At 40.6% G+C, this 14,684-nt stretch carries 16 protein-coding genes; all 16 read left to right on the top strand.

Features of this window, described 5'->3' with window-relative positions; translation table 11 throughout:
* The first annotated feature begins 14 nt into the window (after nucleotides 1–14).
* Entirely contained in the window at nucleotides 15–497 is a 483-nt protein-coding gene (locus tag LACPOB_RS0110600; RefSeq protein WP_017868795.1) for a helix-turn-helix domain-containing protein, read from the top strand.
* Nucleotides 484–1,794, top strand: a complete 1,311-nt coding sequence (locus LACPOB_RS0110595) for a PBSX family phage terminase large subunit (RefSeq protein WP_017868794.1) — start codon at nucleotides 484–486, stop codon at nucleotides 1,792–1,794. Before LACPOB_RS0110600 ends, LACPOB_RS0110595 begins: the two co-directional genes overlap by 14 nt.
* A gap of 125 nt (nucleotides 1,795–1,919) precedes the next feature.
* Nucleotides 1,920–2,171 (top strand): hypothetical protein, encoded by a 252-nt coding sequence (locus LACPOB_RS0110590; protein ID WP_017868793.1) that lies wholly within the window; start codon nucleotides 1,920–1,922, stop codon nucleotides 2,169–2,171.
* 47 nt (nucleotides 2,172–2,218) lie between these two features.
* Nucleotides 2,219–3,751 (top strand): phage portal protein, encoded by a 1,533-nt coding sequence (locus LACPOB_RS0110585; RefSeq protein ID WP_235803857.1) that lies wholly within the window; start codon nucleotides 2,219–2,221, stop codon nucleotides 3,749–3,751.
* The gene (locus tag LACPOB_RS0110580; RefSeq protein ID WP_017868791.1) at nucleotides 3,705–4,856 is read left to right on the top strand and encodes a phage minor capsid protein; all 1,152 of its coding nucleotides are present in this window, start codon (nucleotides 3,705–3,707) and stop codon (nucleotides 4,854–4,856) included. The genes LACPOB_RS0110585 and LACPOB_RS0110580 overlap by 47 nt, the downstream gene beginning before the upstream one ends.
* Nucleotides 4,857–4,955: 99 nt before the next feature.
* Entirely contained in the window at nucleotides 4,956–5,570 is a 615-nt protein-coding gene (locus LACPOB_RS0110575) for a phage scaffolding protein (RefSeq protein ID WP_017868790.1), read from the top strand.
* 15 nt (nucleotides 5,571–5,585) lie between these two features.
* Nucleotides 5,586–6,446, top strand: coding sequence for a N4-gp56 family major capsid protein (locus tag LACPOB_RS0110570; protein WP_017868789.1), 861 nt, complete (start codon nucleotides 5,586–5,588; stop codon nucleotides 6,444–6,446).
* Nucleotides 6,447–6,512: 66 nt separating this feature from the next.
* Nucleotides 6,513–6,887 (top strand): collagen-like triple helix repeat-containing protein, encoded by a 375-nt coding sequence (locus LACPOB_RS13235; RefSeq protein ID WP_017868788.1) that lies wholly within the window; start codon nucleotides 6,513–6,515, stop codon nucleotides 6,885–6,887.
* Between the two features lie 106 nt (nucleotides 6,888–6,993).
* On the top strand, nucleotides 6,994–7,389 hold the full coding sequence (locus tag LACPOB_RS0110560; protein WP_017868787.1) for a head-tail connector protein: 396 nt from the start codon (nucleotides 6,994–6,996) through the stop codon (nucleotides 7,387–7,389).
* The gene (locus LACPOB_RS0110555; RefSeq protein ID WP_020480966.1) at nucleotides 7,383–7,739 is read left to right on the top strand and encodes a putative minor capsid protein; all 357 of its coding nucleotides are present in this window, start codon (nucleotides 7,383–7,385) and stop codon (nucleotides 7,737–7,739) included. Before LACPOB_RS0110560 ends, LACPOB_RS0110555 begins: the two co-directional genes overlap by 7 nt.
* Nucleotides 7,739–8,092 carry a minor capsid protein gene (locus LACPOB_RS0110550; protein WP_017868785.1) on the top strand — a complete coding sequence of 118 codons (354 nt, stop codon included), beginning with the start codon at nucleotides 7,739–7,741 and terminating at the stop codon, nucleotides 8,090–8,092. The genes LACPOB_RS0110555 and LACPOB_RS0110550 overlap by 1 nt, the downstream gene beginning before the upstream one ends.
* Complete coding sequence (locus LACPOB_RS0110545) at nucleotides 8,092–8,535, top strand: hypothetical protein (protein WP_017868784.1); 444 nt, start codon at nucleotides 8,092–8,094, stop codon at nucleotides 8,533–8,535. The genes LACPOB_RS0110550 and LACPOB_RS0110545 overlap by 1 nt, the downstream gene beginning before the upstream one ends.
* A 3-nt stretch (nucleotides 8,536–8,538) precedes the next feature.
* On the top strand, nucleotides 8,539–9,039 hold the full coding sequence (locus LACPOB_RS0110540; protein WP_017868783.1) for a phage tail tube protein: 501 nt from the start codon (nucleotides 8,539–8,541) through the stop codon (nucleotides 9,037–9,039).
* Between the two features lie 123 nt (nucleotides 9,040–9,162).
* A complete protein-coding gene (locus LACPOB_RS0110535; protein WP_017868782.1) occupies nucleotides 9,163–9,618 on the top strand; it encodes a hypothetical protein in 456 nt (151 codons plus the stop codon).
* A 4-nt stretch (nucleotides 9,619–9,622) separates the two neighbouring features.
* Complete coding sequence (locus tag LACPOB_RS12330; protein WP_017868781.1) at nucleotides 9,623–10,252, top strand: Gp15 family bacteriophage protein; 630 nt, start codon at nucleotides 9,623–9,625, stop codon at nucleotides 10,250–10,252.
* Nucleotides 10,253–14,684: aggregation-promoting factor C-terminal-like domain-containing protein (locus LACPOB_RS12325; protein WP_017868780.1), on the top strand; the 4,432-nt coding region annotated here is incomplete at its 3' end.

Genomic DNA, 14,684 nt, shown 5'->3' with positions numbered 1-14,684 from the left:
GGTGAGTTCTTGATGTGAGTGACAAAACTTTACGAAATGGCGTTTTTTCAAAGATGGACGCCAATCATAAGAAAGCCGTTATCTTACTGTTTGAAGATAAACTAACGGACGAGCAAATTGCTAAAGAAGTCCACCGCTCAAGGACCACTTTAGCTAAGTGGAAAAAAGATAAAGACTTCCAAGAAGCAGAACGTGAGTATCGTTCATTAGCAATTGATAGTTACGTGCCTGATGCTATTAAGCAAATCCACAAATTAGCAACTGGAGCTAAGTCTGAAATGGTTCGCTTACAGTCCAGTACAACTATTCTGAACATGGCTGGTTATTCTGCTGACGGTGATAGTCCTGAAATGTCTAAGCAATCAGTTCGCAAGGCTAAAGCTGAAGCTGATATTGCTGAAGCTAAAGCAAGAGAAATCAACGAAGCAACTGGCGATAATACTCGGATAGTCATTAATAATAATGTGCCAAAGGAAGATGAAAATGCAGACAGTTGAAATTAACTTGGATAAAGAGATAAACCCACATTTCAGTGTCCTATGGTACGCAGAGTGTCCTTATATTATTGCTAAAGGCGGGCGTGGTTCGTTTAAATCATCTGTTATCAGTATGCGGTTAGTTCTTAATATGCTCGATCAGATAAAAGACGGGCACAAGGCTAACGTCGTTTGCATTCGAGAGAATGCCGTTAACTTACGTGATTCCGTCTATGAACAAATACTTTGGGCTATTGATAAGTTTGGTATGTCAAGACAGTTTAAGCCACGTTCTAGTCCGTTGAGAATCGTGCATATATTAACTGGCTCAACGTTCTACTTTTACGGTGCGGATAATCCGCTGAAATTAAAGTCTAATACAGTGCCAAACATTATTGATTTGTGGTTTGAAGAAGCTGCAAACGTAAAAGGCCCTGAAGTATTTGACCAATCAATACCAACATTTATCCGTAATAAGTCACCGTATGTTGATCAAGTGCAAATATTCTTTAGCTATAACCCTCCACGCAATCCTTACGATTGGGTCAACGAATGGGTAACCGATAAAGAAAACGATCCTGATTATTTAGTTGATACATCAACATACCTTGACGATGAACTGGGCTTTACTACTAACCAACAACTAAAATTGATTGATAAATATAAGCAGAATGATTACGACTATTATCGTTGGTTGTATTTAGGCGAAGTTGTTGGATTAGGGACGAACGTGTACAACATGAACCTGTTTCATGCTGCTGATGAACTACCAGATGACCAATACATTATGAGCTTATACTTTTCTGCTGATACAGGTCATGAAGTTAGTGCTACCACGTGCGGAGCATACGGATTGACTAACAAGGGCAATGTCTATCTGTTAGATACCTATTACTATTCGCCTGAAGGTAAATCAAACAAGAAAGCGCCGTCTGATTTGTCAAAGGACTTATATGATTTTATCAACAAAGTAACAGGACAATATCATATGAACCCAACTAGAATGACGATTGATAGTGCTGAAGGCGCTTTGGATAACCAGTTCTATAAAGATTACGGTATCCATTGGTATAAGGTACACAAATTAAAGAAAGCGGATATGATTGACCGTACACAGGATTTGCTTGCACAAGGCAGGTTCTTTTATTTGAATATACCTGCTAATGAAATATTCATTCACGAGCATGAGCGTTATCAGTGGGATGAAAAGACATTACAGTCGGACAATCCTGAAGTAATCAAAGTTGCAGATCACACCGTCGATGCATTTATGTATCTTTGCATTTCAGATGAACGTGACTTTGGCTTGAGATGGTAGGGGTTATTTATTATAAATGGACCCTAAGGAATGCTATTAAATCAATGTTTATTTTTGCCTCGATTTGTTCGGGGGTATTTTTATATATAAAACTAAAGAATAGACCCTACACGGAGGCGAACAAGATGTGTGAGTATTGTGAAGTAAGCAAACCAGAAGAAACGAATGATGATGGTGACATTTGTATTATGCCTTTTACACGTAATGATTATAGGGAAGAAGAATATTACGAATCAACCGGCATGATGGGCGACCCAATTATGTTTTTAAATCCTAAGAATAAGCAGCTTATTTCTTTGTTTGATGATTGCATTGAGTCAATGATACACATTAAATTCTGCCCGTTTTGTGGGCGTGAGCTGGAGGTGGGAATGTGACCCTTATTTCTAGTATCAAAAATCTATTCAGACGGGGAGGTGCAAAATTGGGAGTTGTTAAAAGCTTAGGGCAAATAACAGACGATGATCGTGTGGCAATTAGTCCCAATGAATATGAACGCATTGCAGTAGCTAAGAAGTATTATGCTGATAATCTCGAAAAAATACACTACAAGAACTCATACGGTCAAGATTGTAAACGTGCTCTATCGTCTATTAACGTGACCAAGATGGCGGCAAGGCGCTTGGCATCAATTATCTTTAACGAGCAATGTTCTGTGCAGATCAATAATAAGGCTGCGCAAGACTTGTTTGATCAAATAGCACATGATGAAGAGTTCTATACGACCTTAGAAGAATATCTGGAGAAGTGGATTGCGTTTGGTTCTGGTGCTATCCGTCCTTATGTGGATGGCAATAAAATCAAACTAGCGTGGGTAGTGGCTGATCAGTTCTATCCGTTGCAATCTAACACCAGCGAAGTCAATGAAGCATGTATCGCAAGTAAAACGGTACGATCTGAAAACAATAAACAAGCTTATTATACTTTGCTGGAGTTCCATCAATGGTTAAATAACGGCGACTATCAAATTACTAATGAACTATATCGGAGTGAGAGTGCTGATAATGTAGGCGATCAAGTACCACTTGACATGTTAGATGAATATGCTGGACTTGAGCCACAAGTTACTTTGTCTGGCTTGAAAGAGCCTTTATTTACGTTCTTTAAAACACCTGGAGCAAATAACCAGACGTTAGAAAGCCCACTTGGGTTAGGCTTGATTGATAACAGTAAGAATGTAGTTGATGCCATTAACCGAACGCACGATCAATTTGTATGGGAGATTAAGATGGGCAAACGTCGGGTGGCTGTTCCTGCTGAAATGTTACGTTCTGGTGGTCAATTTGCTGGCAACGGTGAGCAAACACACCCACCAATGTTTGATACTGAACAGAACGTTTATGAAGCTATGTATGGCGACCCTAATTCATTAAAGATCACTGATCTAACTACTAACATTCGTAACGATCAGTTTGAGAAGTCAATGGAGTTCTTTGTCAGCGAGTTTGAAAATGAGGTTGGCTTATCCCAGGGAACATTTACAGCCACACCTGAAGGACTTAAAACGGCCACTGAAGTTGTATCTAATAACTCAATGACATATCAGACGCGTTCTAGTTACCTAACACAGGTTGACAAAACTATTCGTGGCTTAGTCAAGTCTATTCTTGAATTAGCACAAGCAAGTAACCTATTCGAAGATGGCCGGCCATTATGGAGTGGCGATATTGATTCAATTGATATTACTGTTGATTTTAATGACGGTGTTTATGTCGATAAAGAAGCACAATTCACCAAAGACCTACAAATGGTTGAAAGTAAAATGATGCCTAAGTATCTCTTTATCGAACGCAATCTTGGCTATGATGAAGATAAGGCTAAAGCACTTATTGAAGAAGTAGAAGCTGAAACACCTGAACCGCCTGTTAACCAAGAAGTAGGTGCATTTGGCTTTGGTGGAGGTGCTGGCGATGGTGAAGAAGATACTGACACCGACGATGATCAAGAAACAAGCTGATGCAACAGCTGATATATACGCTGACTTGCAACAGCAAATCTTTTACTTACTGATCGACGCCACTAAGAACACTCGCTCATTGATGAAAGATAATGAACATCCGCTTGAGTGGCGTTTGAAGATGCTACAAAAGCTTGGCGGTCTGACTGATGAGGTTATTAAGTTAGTTAGTCGTTATTCTGGTGCAGCAGAAAGCAGAATTAAGGCATTGATCAATGATAACGGCTTAACGGTTGCCAACCAGATAAATAGTCAGTTGGCTACTATGTTGCGCAAACATGAGCCGATTAGTCCTGAAGTGCACGATATAATTAAGTCATATAGTCGGCAGACGTTCCGAGATATTGATAACAATGTCAATCAAACGTTACTGACTACCAACTATGGTGAAAACTCTGCTACTAAGATGTTCCAAGATGTAATCAATAAGACGACTTTGGATATGCAGATAGGCCGTAAAACGCCACAGCGTGCCTTAGTGGACAATATTCATCAGTGGCAGGACAAAGGGCTTAAAACTAGCCTAATCGATAAAGGTGGACATCAGTGGAGCTTAGAAGGCTATACACGGACTGTGTTAGATTCAACCAGTGCCCGGACGTTTAATGATGTACGCATTCAAAGCATGAAAGACTTTGATTCTGTTTTAGCAGTTATGACGTCACATCCGGCAGCACGTGAAGCGTGTTCCAAGATTCAAGGCAAAGTGGTTTCATTAGTGCCAACTACTGACGGGCGATATAACCGCAAATATCCGTCAATTTATGAGCATGGGTATGGTTATCCGGCAGGCACTTTAGGAATTAATTGCGCCCATCGTTTATATCCGTATGTGGAAGGTGTGAGCCATAACTTCCAAGAACAATATGACCCGAAACAAGCGGTTAAGAATGCCGGTATTCAGCAAAAACAACGGTATTATCAACGATCAATTAGGCAATTAAAATATAAGTTTGATACGGCTGAACGTGCTGGTGATACACAGAAAGCCAATCAAATCAAGCATAGTATTCGTAACCAACAAGCCAAAGTGCGTGACATTGTTAAGGATAATGATTTCTTAACACGTCAACGGCAATTTGAGCAAGTAGTTATTAAGAAATAAACAGCATGGTCCCGAGTATGACCATTAAATAAACTGCTTATTTTTCATGCAAAAATTCTGGTTCGTAGACCAGTAAATAAACGTAGGAGGTTTTTGTAAATGAAGAAGCAAGAATTATTGGACCTTGGAGTAGATGAGGAAACTGTTAAAAAGATCATGGCTATCCATGGTAAGGACATTCAGGCTGAACAAGCAAAAACTGCCTCCGCGGAACAGGAACGCGATGGCTTGAATGATCAGATTGCCGAACGTGATAAGCAACTCAAAGATTTAAAAGAGAATGTTGGCGATAACGATGATCTCAAACAGCAAATCAAATCACTCGAAGATACAAATAAGCAGGTCAAAGATGACTATCAAGCTAAACTAGATCAACAGGCTAAAGACTTTAAAGTTGAGAATGCTCTGGTGGGCGCTGGTGCTAAAAACACTAAAGCAGTCAAAGCGTTACTCGACTTAGACAAGGTTACTGTTGATGGCGATAACTTGAAAGGACTTGATGACCAGCTCGAAAATGTTAAGGCTGGAAATGATTATTTGTTCAAACAAGAAGATACAAATAATCATGATGGCCCAACCGTCACAATTACCAAAAAGGGGAATCCTGCTGGTGGTGGCGATGGTAAATTCGATATTTCAAAAGCTTCATACAAGGATATTTTGCAATTTAAGCAAGACCATCCCAAAGAATATGAAGAAGCCACAAAAGAATAATAGGAGGATATGTAAATGGCTGATGATTTAACAAGATTACAGGAATTAATTGACCCTGAAGTTATGGCTACCATGATTCAAGCTCAATTACCTAAAGCAATGCGGTTTGGTTCTATCGCACCAGTAAATACAGAACTGTCTGGACGCCCAGGCGATACAATTACGATCCCACGGTACAAATACATTGGAGATGCGCAAGACGTAGCTGAAGGTGCTGCTATTCAGTACAACCAACTTCAAACAGCCACACAAACAGCTAAGATCAAAAAGGCTGGTATCGGTATTGAACTAACCGATGAAGCTGTTTTGTCTGGTTATGGTCAACCGATGAACGAAGGAACTCGCCAATTGGGCTTATCAATTGCATCTAAGGTCGATAACGATGTTTTAGAAGTTGCTAAAACTGCACCTTTGCAAGTTAACGCAGAAATTGATTTAGATTTGCCTGACAAGATTTCTGCCGCAATGATCGATAGCACATCAGACTTTAACTACGAAACTGATGACACCGCAACAGGTGTATTGTTCTTGAATCCTAAGGACGCTAACAAGTTGCGCAAATTAGCCGCAGAAAACTGGACACGTGCCACTGAATTAGGCGACCAAATCTTAGTATCAGGTGCCTTTGGTGAATTGTTTGGTTGGCAAATCGTACGTTCTCGTAAGTTGGCAGAAGGCGAAGCTATTGCAGTTATGGCTGGTGCTTTGCAAACTTACCTGAAACGTGGTGTGCAAGTAGAAAGCCAACGTGATATTGACCGTAAATTAACTAAGGTCAACGTTGACGAACATTATGTTGTTGCCATTGCTAATGACGCTAAAATCGTACGTGTTGGCAAAAAGAACGGTGGCGACGGAGAAGACTCGGGAAAATAAACAGCCTAGTCGGCACGGCTAAAGTGGGCAGTGCAAAAGCACAATAATCAAGAAAGGATGATTTTAATGGCTGAAGCAGTCGAATGGAAAGATAAAGATGTGATTACCGCCGAAAAATTGAACCAAATGCAGCAGGTTCAAGGTCCTAAAGGTGATAAGGGCGATACTGGGGCAACTGGTAAACAGGGCCCTGCTGGTAAGGACGGAGCTAAGGGTGAAACTGGGGCTCAAGGTCCTAAAGGTGATAAGGGAGACAAAGGGGAAACAGGAGCTAAAGGTGCAACTGGTGCAGCAGGTAAAGATGGAAAAGTTCAATCTGTTTCATCTGTCGCTCCTGACGAGAACGGCGATATTGACCTAGCAAAAGTTTTAGACCAACAAGGTGTTAAGACTAAACTATCAAGTATCATCCAAGCAGAAATCGCAAAGCCAGCAGAATAGTGTGCTGACAGGGCCATTCTAAGGCCGTTTCATAAATTCAACAATATAATCGTCAACGAAATTAACAATAAGAATACTGTTCTGGCGGTTATTAACGGAGGTGCACATGGCATATTTAACATTTAAAGAATATAACGATATGGGTTTCTCTCGTGTGCCTGATGAAGATGCTTTTGATAAAGTCGAGCCGTATGCTGAAATTTTGTTCGATGTGCAGACCAAGAATTTTTATCGCATTCATGATTTAGAAAACGATGTCCCTGAACGTGCTAAGTTGTTCAAACGAGCTTTAGCATTACAAGTTGAATTCTCGCATGATGTGGGAGTTGCAACGCCCTATGAAGTGGCACAAAACAATGTGACGCACTTTTCAGTTGGTAGGACGTCAGTTGACAGTGGCGACATCAGAACGGCCACACGTGGGAATACAGGCTTGTACAGTGTGGCTTATTCATTGTTAGTTCGAACGGGTCTACTTTATCGGGGTGTTTGCTCATGTTAAAGTTCCCAAAAAATGCAGCTAAACAAACGATCACGTTAAAAAAGTATCTGGGCGAAGACGATGGCGATGGTTTCTATCCTGAACCAGAGTATGCTACACCGGTGCAAATTGATCACGTGGTTTTTCAACCAGAAACAATTTATCAAGGAACAAACAACGACCGACAGATAGTTGCTAGTGCCGTTGTTTTTTTGTACGCAAATGTTTCCAGTCCAATGCCTAAACTTACGCAAGATAACCTTCAATCAATTATCGCGTTTGAAGGCCATGAGTACACCTTAGAGCGGTTAGTTGATAATCGGCAACCATTTAGCAATGAGTTGTTTTCTTACGAACTGGAGGTGCTGTAATGGGCGTTAATGTGAGTGTTGATTTATCTGGTATGCGTAAGAAATTGAGTCGTCAAGCTATGTTAAATGGTCGGCGTGCATTTATGAACGACGCACACCAAGCAATGGAACAGTTTGTACCAAAACAAGCTGGTAATTTGCGTAATCAATCCACGATGTCCGTTGACGGCTCGCATATTGATTATGTAATGCCGTATGCCAAAGCGCAGTTCTATGGTGTTGTTAATGGTGCGAGCGTGCATAACTATTCAACGCCCGGCACATCTAAGCGCTGGGACTTACGATTAAAAGCGCGTAACGACCTTATGCAAAAGTGTCAAGAAGCATTTATATCAGGAGCGGGGTGGAAATAATGGCAACGGATTTACAAGCTGTTCTAGCCGACAATATTCAAAAAGAACTAAACATCTCTCTGGTTGCTGGATTCCTAGACCCACGCAAACCGAACAGCATTGCCTTAACTCGTCTGCCCGGCTCGCATGTGGTAGATGAAGATTATAACGGTACGCAAGACGTGCTATATAACTTTGAAATCACTATGCAAGTTGCTTCTGGTGATTACAGTGCATTGAAGAAGGCACAAGAACAGTTATTTGTGATCAGTGATTACTTAGAAAGTATTACTGACCTAAAAGAATACGACGAAAAAGGTCAAGAAGTAACCAAGGACTTTGAGTTTGAAACACTTGAAGTTCAATCTGCGCCAGCTGAATTAATGGCTGACCTGAAAACAGTAAGATGTGGCCTCGAAATCGGGGTCACTGTTTTAAAAAATAGATATAAAAGGAGCAATTAAATTATGGCTGATAAAATTGGAGATTTTACTCTTAACCATTTAAACCGGTATGAAATTGATATTGCTGGTAATAAAACTATGGATGATGTCGAAAAAGCTGATTGGGCGCCGTTAGCTGCTGGGATTAACTCTGTTACTCCTACTTCTAACGAAACCGTAGATAACTCTGCTTATTACGACGGTGGCGGTTACGAATCTGACGATGTAACTGGTATGCGTGAACAGCTTGAATTTGCGGGACATCGTAAAGAAGGAGACCCTGCACAGGACTTCGTGGCCAGCAAAGAATTTACGCTTGGTAATGAACGTAAAACTCTCTTGAGATGGACACGTACCGACGGCTCAACTGTTACTGGTATGGGTACTTTGTCAGGAATCGTTACTTCTGGTGGTGCGCCAAATGCCAAACAAACGTTTAACGTGACATTTACCTACAACGGCGAACCTCAAGTTAAACAAGCCAGTGATAACGACAGTGGCAATGGTGACAACTCGGGGGAATAAATACCCCGCCGGTGGTCGGTGAGGCGATCGTCGGGGAGACTACCTTAGAAGAATAAATAACAATAGTCGCGTGAGAAAATCATAATACCGCAAGGCGCGGCTTTCCTATGGAGGTATTGCACATTGGCAATTAAATTAAACATTGATGAAAAGATTCAAAATGGTGCCGAAGTCGTTTTGGGTGGTAAAACCTATAATATTTATTTCAACGACAAGTTCCAACGTGCCACGATCGACGCGATGGCTGAAATGGGCGGTTACTTCAAAAAGATTGATGAACTGACTAAAAAAGATGAAAACGGTAATGCTAAGATCGATGAATTTTCTGTTGATCAAGACAAAGAAGAGTCCAACAAAATCATGGACCAAGTAAATCAAACGGCTATTAACTTCTTTGATGATTATATTGAACAAGGCGCTGGTCAAGAAATCTTTGAACATTATCACGAAGATACCAATGCGTTGTGGCAAGCTATTAGCATGTTACAAGAAGCTTCTGAACGTGATAACCGCGAACAACGTCGTTCCAAAGAAAAACAATATACTAAAAACAACAAACAGAACGCTAAAAAGCGGTGATTGAATGCTTAGTTTGACAGACAAACCGGAGGAAACCCTTGAATATCAAGGGCAAACTTACCGGCTTAATTTGTGTTTTGATAATGTTTTGCAATTCTACAAGTTAATGGACGATCAAGACGTTAGTGAATCGAACAAAATTTTGATTGCATTTGAAGTATTTTTTGATAGTGACGCCGTTAATTACGTTCTAAATAACAGTGATACAGAGCTTTTAGTTCAGGGAGTGGAAAAGGTTGCGTCTTACATCAACGAAAGCTCCTATGGTGCTTCTAGTGGTTCTGGTGACGTTTCAGCACGTTCATTCTCATATGAGCAGGACGCTGAAGCGATCTACTCTAGTTTTATGCAGCAGTATCATATTGACTTGATCAATGAACAAGGTAATCTTCATTGGGATAAGTTTAAAGCGCTGTTGCATGGGTTGAATGATAAAACGTGGTTTGGTCAGATCATACAAATACGCGAAACAGATGTTGGACAGATCGAAGATGTTAAGCAAAAACAAGAAATTCAACAACTGCAAGATTATTATGCTTTAACTGATGAGGCTTCTGTTAGAGCGCAAGAACAAAGAAACGAAGCGGCACTTGATAACATGTTTAATAGATTTACACGAAAGGCGGGTGAGTAAATGGCAAGTGATGGACGTATAAGAATTGATATTGATATGGCGATCGATAAGATCATGGCCGACGCTAACAAGGTCGATAAACGATTACAAGATGTTGGTCAAGGCACTGGTGATCAGTTAAGCGAAGATTTTGACGCTAATGCTGAAAAGGTCAGTGATAAGTCAGGCTCAACTGCTAAAAAGGTTAAAAATGATTTTTCTGACCCTGTTAAACAGTCCATCGAAGGCGATGACAGCAATTTAAGTGAGAAAGTTGCCAATGCTAAGTCCAACTTAGAAAAACTGCCCGACGAGACTTTGACTGAATTAAAAGCTGAAGCTGAAGACGCGGGCATTACTGATTTTGACGCTTTACTTGAAGCACTGCCAGAAGAAGAGATCACTGAATTATTGGCTAAAGCCGAAAAGGGCGAAGTTGTTAATTTCAATGATCTGCTTGACTCACTGCCTGAAGAAACACGTACCGAGTTGTTGGCAAATGGTAATACTAAGCCAATAACGACCTTTGACGAGCTTTTAGATGAAGTTCCGGAAGAAACACGCACCGCATTAAAAGCAAAGGCAGAGCGTGGCGAAATTACTTCATTTGATGAATTACTAGCTGAACTACCCGAAGAAACTCGGACAGAACTTAAAGCTAAAGCTGAACGTGGCGAGATACGTTCTTTTGATGAACTATTGGGCACTTTGCCTAAAAGAACGATCACACGTCTAACTGCTGATGCTCAAGCACACGGTATTAATAATTTTGATAAGCTATTGAATAAACTGCCTAAAAAGACAGTTACTGAATTGCTCGCTAAAGCTGAAAAAGGCGAAGTGATCAACTATGAGAAATTATTGCACAATATCCCAGCTAAGTATGTTACTAACTTAGAATTGAATGACAACGCCAGTTCTGGCTTGCATAATATTCAAGATGAAGCCGAAGAAACTAAATCAAAGTTTTCTAACTTAAAAGAGATCATTGGTGGTTCATTTATCGGTAATGCTGCTGCTTCTGGTTTGCAAAAAGTTGGAGGCTATTTAACAAGTTTGGTTGGAGAAGCTGAGAACGCTTCTGATGCTATGCAGGGCTTTGAAGCTACAATGCAACTGGCTGGCTTTGGTAAAGACAAAATCAAAGCAGTTGGTAAAGAAGTTAAACAGTACGCTGATGAAACAGTTTATGATCTTAAAGATGTTTCAAGTACCACGGCTCAACTAGGTGCCAACGGTGTTAAAAACTTTGAAAAGCTAACTGAAGCCGCTGGTAACTTGACCGCTGTTGCTGGTGGTACTAAAGACGACTTTAAATCAGTTGCGATGGTCATGACACAAACGGCTGGTGCTGGTAAATTAACAACAGAAAACTGGAACCAGTTGACTGACGCTATTCCTGGTGCGTCCGGTAAATTGCAAGAAGCCATGAAGAAAAATGGCGCTTTTACTGGCAATTTTCGTGACGCAATGGAAGATGGTCAAATAAGTGCTGACGAGTTTAATCAAGCCATTAAAGATCTTGGTATGACTGACAAAGCCAAGGAATATGCAAAAGGTACCGCAGCATTTGAAGGTGCCTTTGGTAACGTCGAATCTACTGTTGTTAATGGTATACAGGCCATGATTGATGCAATTGGTAAAAAGAATATCACTAACGCTATTAACAGCATGGCTGGAGTTGCTAAAAAAGGCTTTGGTGTGCTTGTTAATATGATTGATAAAGTAAAAAGCAAGAGCGCTATTTTAGGGTTGATCGGTAGTCGTATCGCTTATATTGCTAAAATTTTTGGCAAAGAAATTTGGAAACAAATAAAAAATATTTTTTCTGATTTAGTTAACGTCTTCGGCAAACTTACTGGCAAATCAAAAGCTATGAAAGACCCGCTTGCTGCAATTTCTAATGCTTTATTAGACATTGGGAAACATAGGACTGCTATTAAAAGAGCGGCTGATGCCCTAATGATTTTGTTTGCTGTAAAAAAAGCAAAACAATTTTTGGGTGTTATTGGAAGCATTCCTAAAAAATTTATTGATGCTAAGAACGCGATCAAAACTTTTGGAGGATTTGCTAAAAAAGCTGGTAGTGGCATTGGAAAGGCTCTTAAATGGACAGCTAAAGTAACAGCAGGGCCAGCAAAAAAAGTTGTTGGTGGTCTTGGAAAAGCCTTTAGGGCTAGTGGACGTGGTGTTAAAAAAGCAATCACTTGGTCTGCTAAAGTCGTGACAAGTGCTGCTAAAAAAACAGTATCAGGTCTTGGAAAAGTGCTAAAGGCTTCTGGCCGAGGCATTAAAAAGGCAATCACATACACCGCTCATGTTGCTACCAAAGGTGCTAAGTTAGCTATGAAAGGCTTAGTTGGTGCTGCAAAGGCAACCGGAAGAGGCTTAAGAGCTGCATTCAATTTCTTAAAAGCAAACCCGTTTATTTTGCTGGCTTCCGCAATTGCAGCCGTAGTTGTCGGATTTATTGAACTGTATAAGCACAATAAGAAGTTCCGCAAATTTGTTAATGGTATCGTTAAATCTGCTAAGAAAATATTTAAAGGCGTTACAAAATGGTTTGGCAAAATGTACAAAGGCGCCGTAAAACATGTTAAGAACTTGTGGAACGGTACTAAGAAGCATTTCAGCAATGGTTGGAATGCAGTTAAAAAAGGTACTAAGAATGGCAAGAAAGCCATTGTATCTCACTTTAACAGTATGAAGAAAAGCGCAGTTAAACACGCTAAGAACCTGTGGAGTTCAACTAAAAGGCACTTTTCTAAGGGTTGGAGTAACATTAAGAGAGCTTCCAAAGCAGGTGGCGGAGGAGTAAGAGGGTTCTTCAATACAATGAGAAAAGGCTCTATTAACCAAGCCAAGAACATGTGGCGCTCTACTAAGAAACATTTCTCTCGTGGTTGGTCAGCTGTTAAAAAATCTTCTCGCGATGGAAGAAGTGCTGTTGCTGGCTATTTTAATAATATGAAAAAGCGCTCTATTAGCGCAGCCAAATCTATGTGGTCAACTGCTAAGCGTGACTTTAGAAATGGTGCTAAGACAAACAAAGCAATCACCAAAACTATGAAAGATGTAGTCAGTGGTCATTGGGGACGTTTAGGGAAAGACATTTCTAGAATTGGTGGAAGCATTAAAAAAGGCGCACATGACCATTTCAAAGGGATGTACGATTCACTTAACAAACTCACTGGTGGCGGTCTTGGAAAGCTTACCAAAGCGTTCAGTGGTTTTGGAAAAGGCGTCAAGGGCATATTCAAGAGCATTAAAAAATCAATCAAGAAACACGTTAAGAACGGCATCAATGGTGCCATTGGATTTATTAACGGCGGTATTGGTGGCATTAACAAAGTTATTCATACATTTGGTGGTTCTAAGAATGCCCTCGGTAAGATTCATAAGTTAGCTCATGGTGGTTCTGGCTATCGTGGTGTTGCTATGGTCAACGATGGTGGCGGTGAAGAAGCTATCTTGAAACGTGGCCATGCCTATAAGGTTCAAGGTAAGAACGCGTTGATCAATCTTGAAGGTGACGAAACAGTTATCCCACATGGTGCTAGTCGTGGCATGTTTGGTTCATCTATCGCACATTATGCTGGTGGTTCTAAAAACTGGTTCAGTAACTTAACAGGTTGGTTTAAGGATAAGTGGGACGGTATTGTTAACTTCATCAAGCACCCGATTAAGTCGCTGAAGAACATTACTTCTAAAGCGATGGGTAAGGTTACAGGTTCGAAGTTTATAACTAATTTCACGCCTGCAACTAACAAGGCTTTTGTTAATGGTATCTGGAAACAATTCAAGAAAATGCTACAAGACTTAAAGACTGCTCACGATGATGTAGGCGGTTCTTTTGATGGAAAAATGGGTGCTCATGGTGTTTATGCTTATTTATGGAACATTGCTAAAAAAGCTATGAAGAAGTTCGGCATGGTATATACTTCCGGTTATCGCCCAGGTAAAGGAAGCTATCATGGCAAGCACCAAGCTGTTGATATTGCTTTTCCTGGTGTTTCGCATAGTAGCAGATACTGGAAACCGGCTAACTGGGTGTTTGACCATTTCAAAAAACAAATCGGCTATGTTATTACGCAAGGAAAAATTAAGACACGTGGGTCTAAGTTTAATGGCCTAGGTGAAGGCGCCAATCGTTGGACACCATGGCGTGACCATGACCACTACGATCATTTGCACATTAATGGTATGTGGGGACCTGGTGATGTTGGTACCGGTGGTGGTGGGCATGTTAGTGGTTCACACAGCCATTGGCTTAAACAAGCTGGTTTTAAGCCTAGTGAAATAAATGCCGCTAATTGGTTAGTTAGCAAAGAATCAGGTTGGCGTACTAATGCCACAAACCCAAGTTCTGGAGCTTATGGACTTGCACAGGCATTACCTGCAAGCAAGTACAACTCCCAAGGTTCTGACTGGCGTAATAACCCACTGACACAAT

The sequence above is a fragment of the Ligilactobacillus pobuzihii E100301 = KCTC 13174 genome, assembly GCF_000349725.1.
GTDB classification, from domain to species: domain Bacteria; phylum Bacillota; class Bacilli; order Lactobacillales; family Lactobacillaceae; genus Ligilactobacillus; species Ligilactobacillus pobuzihii.
The sequence above is the reverse complement of the archived record's forward strand: the minus strand, read 5'-3'. Positions and strand labels throughout refer to the sequence as shown.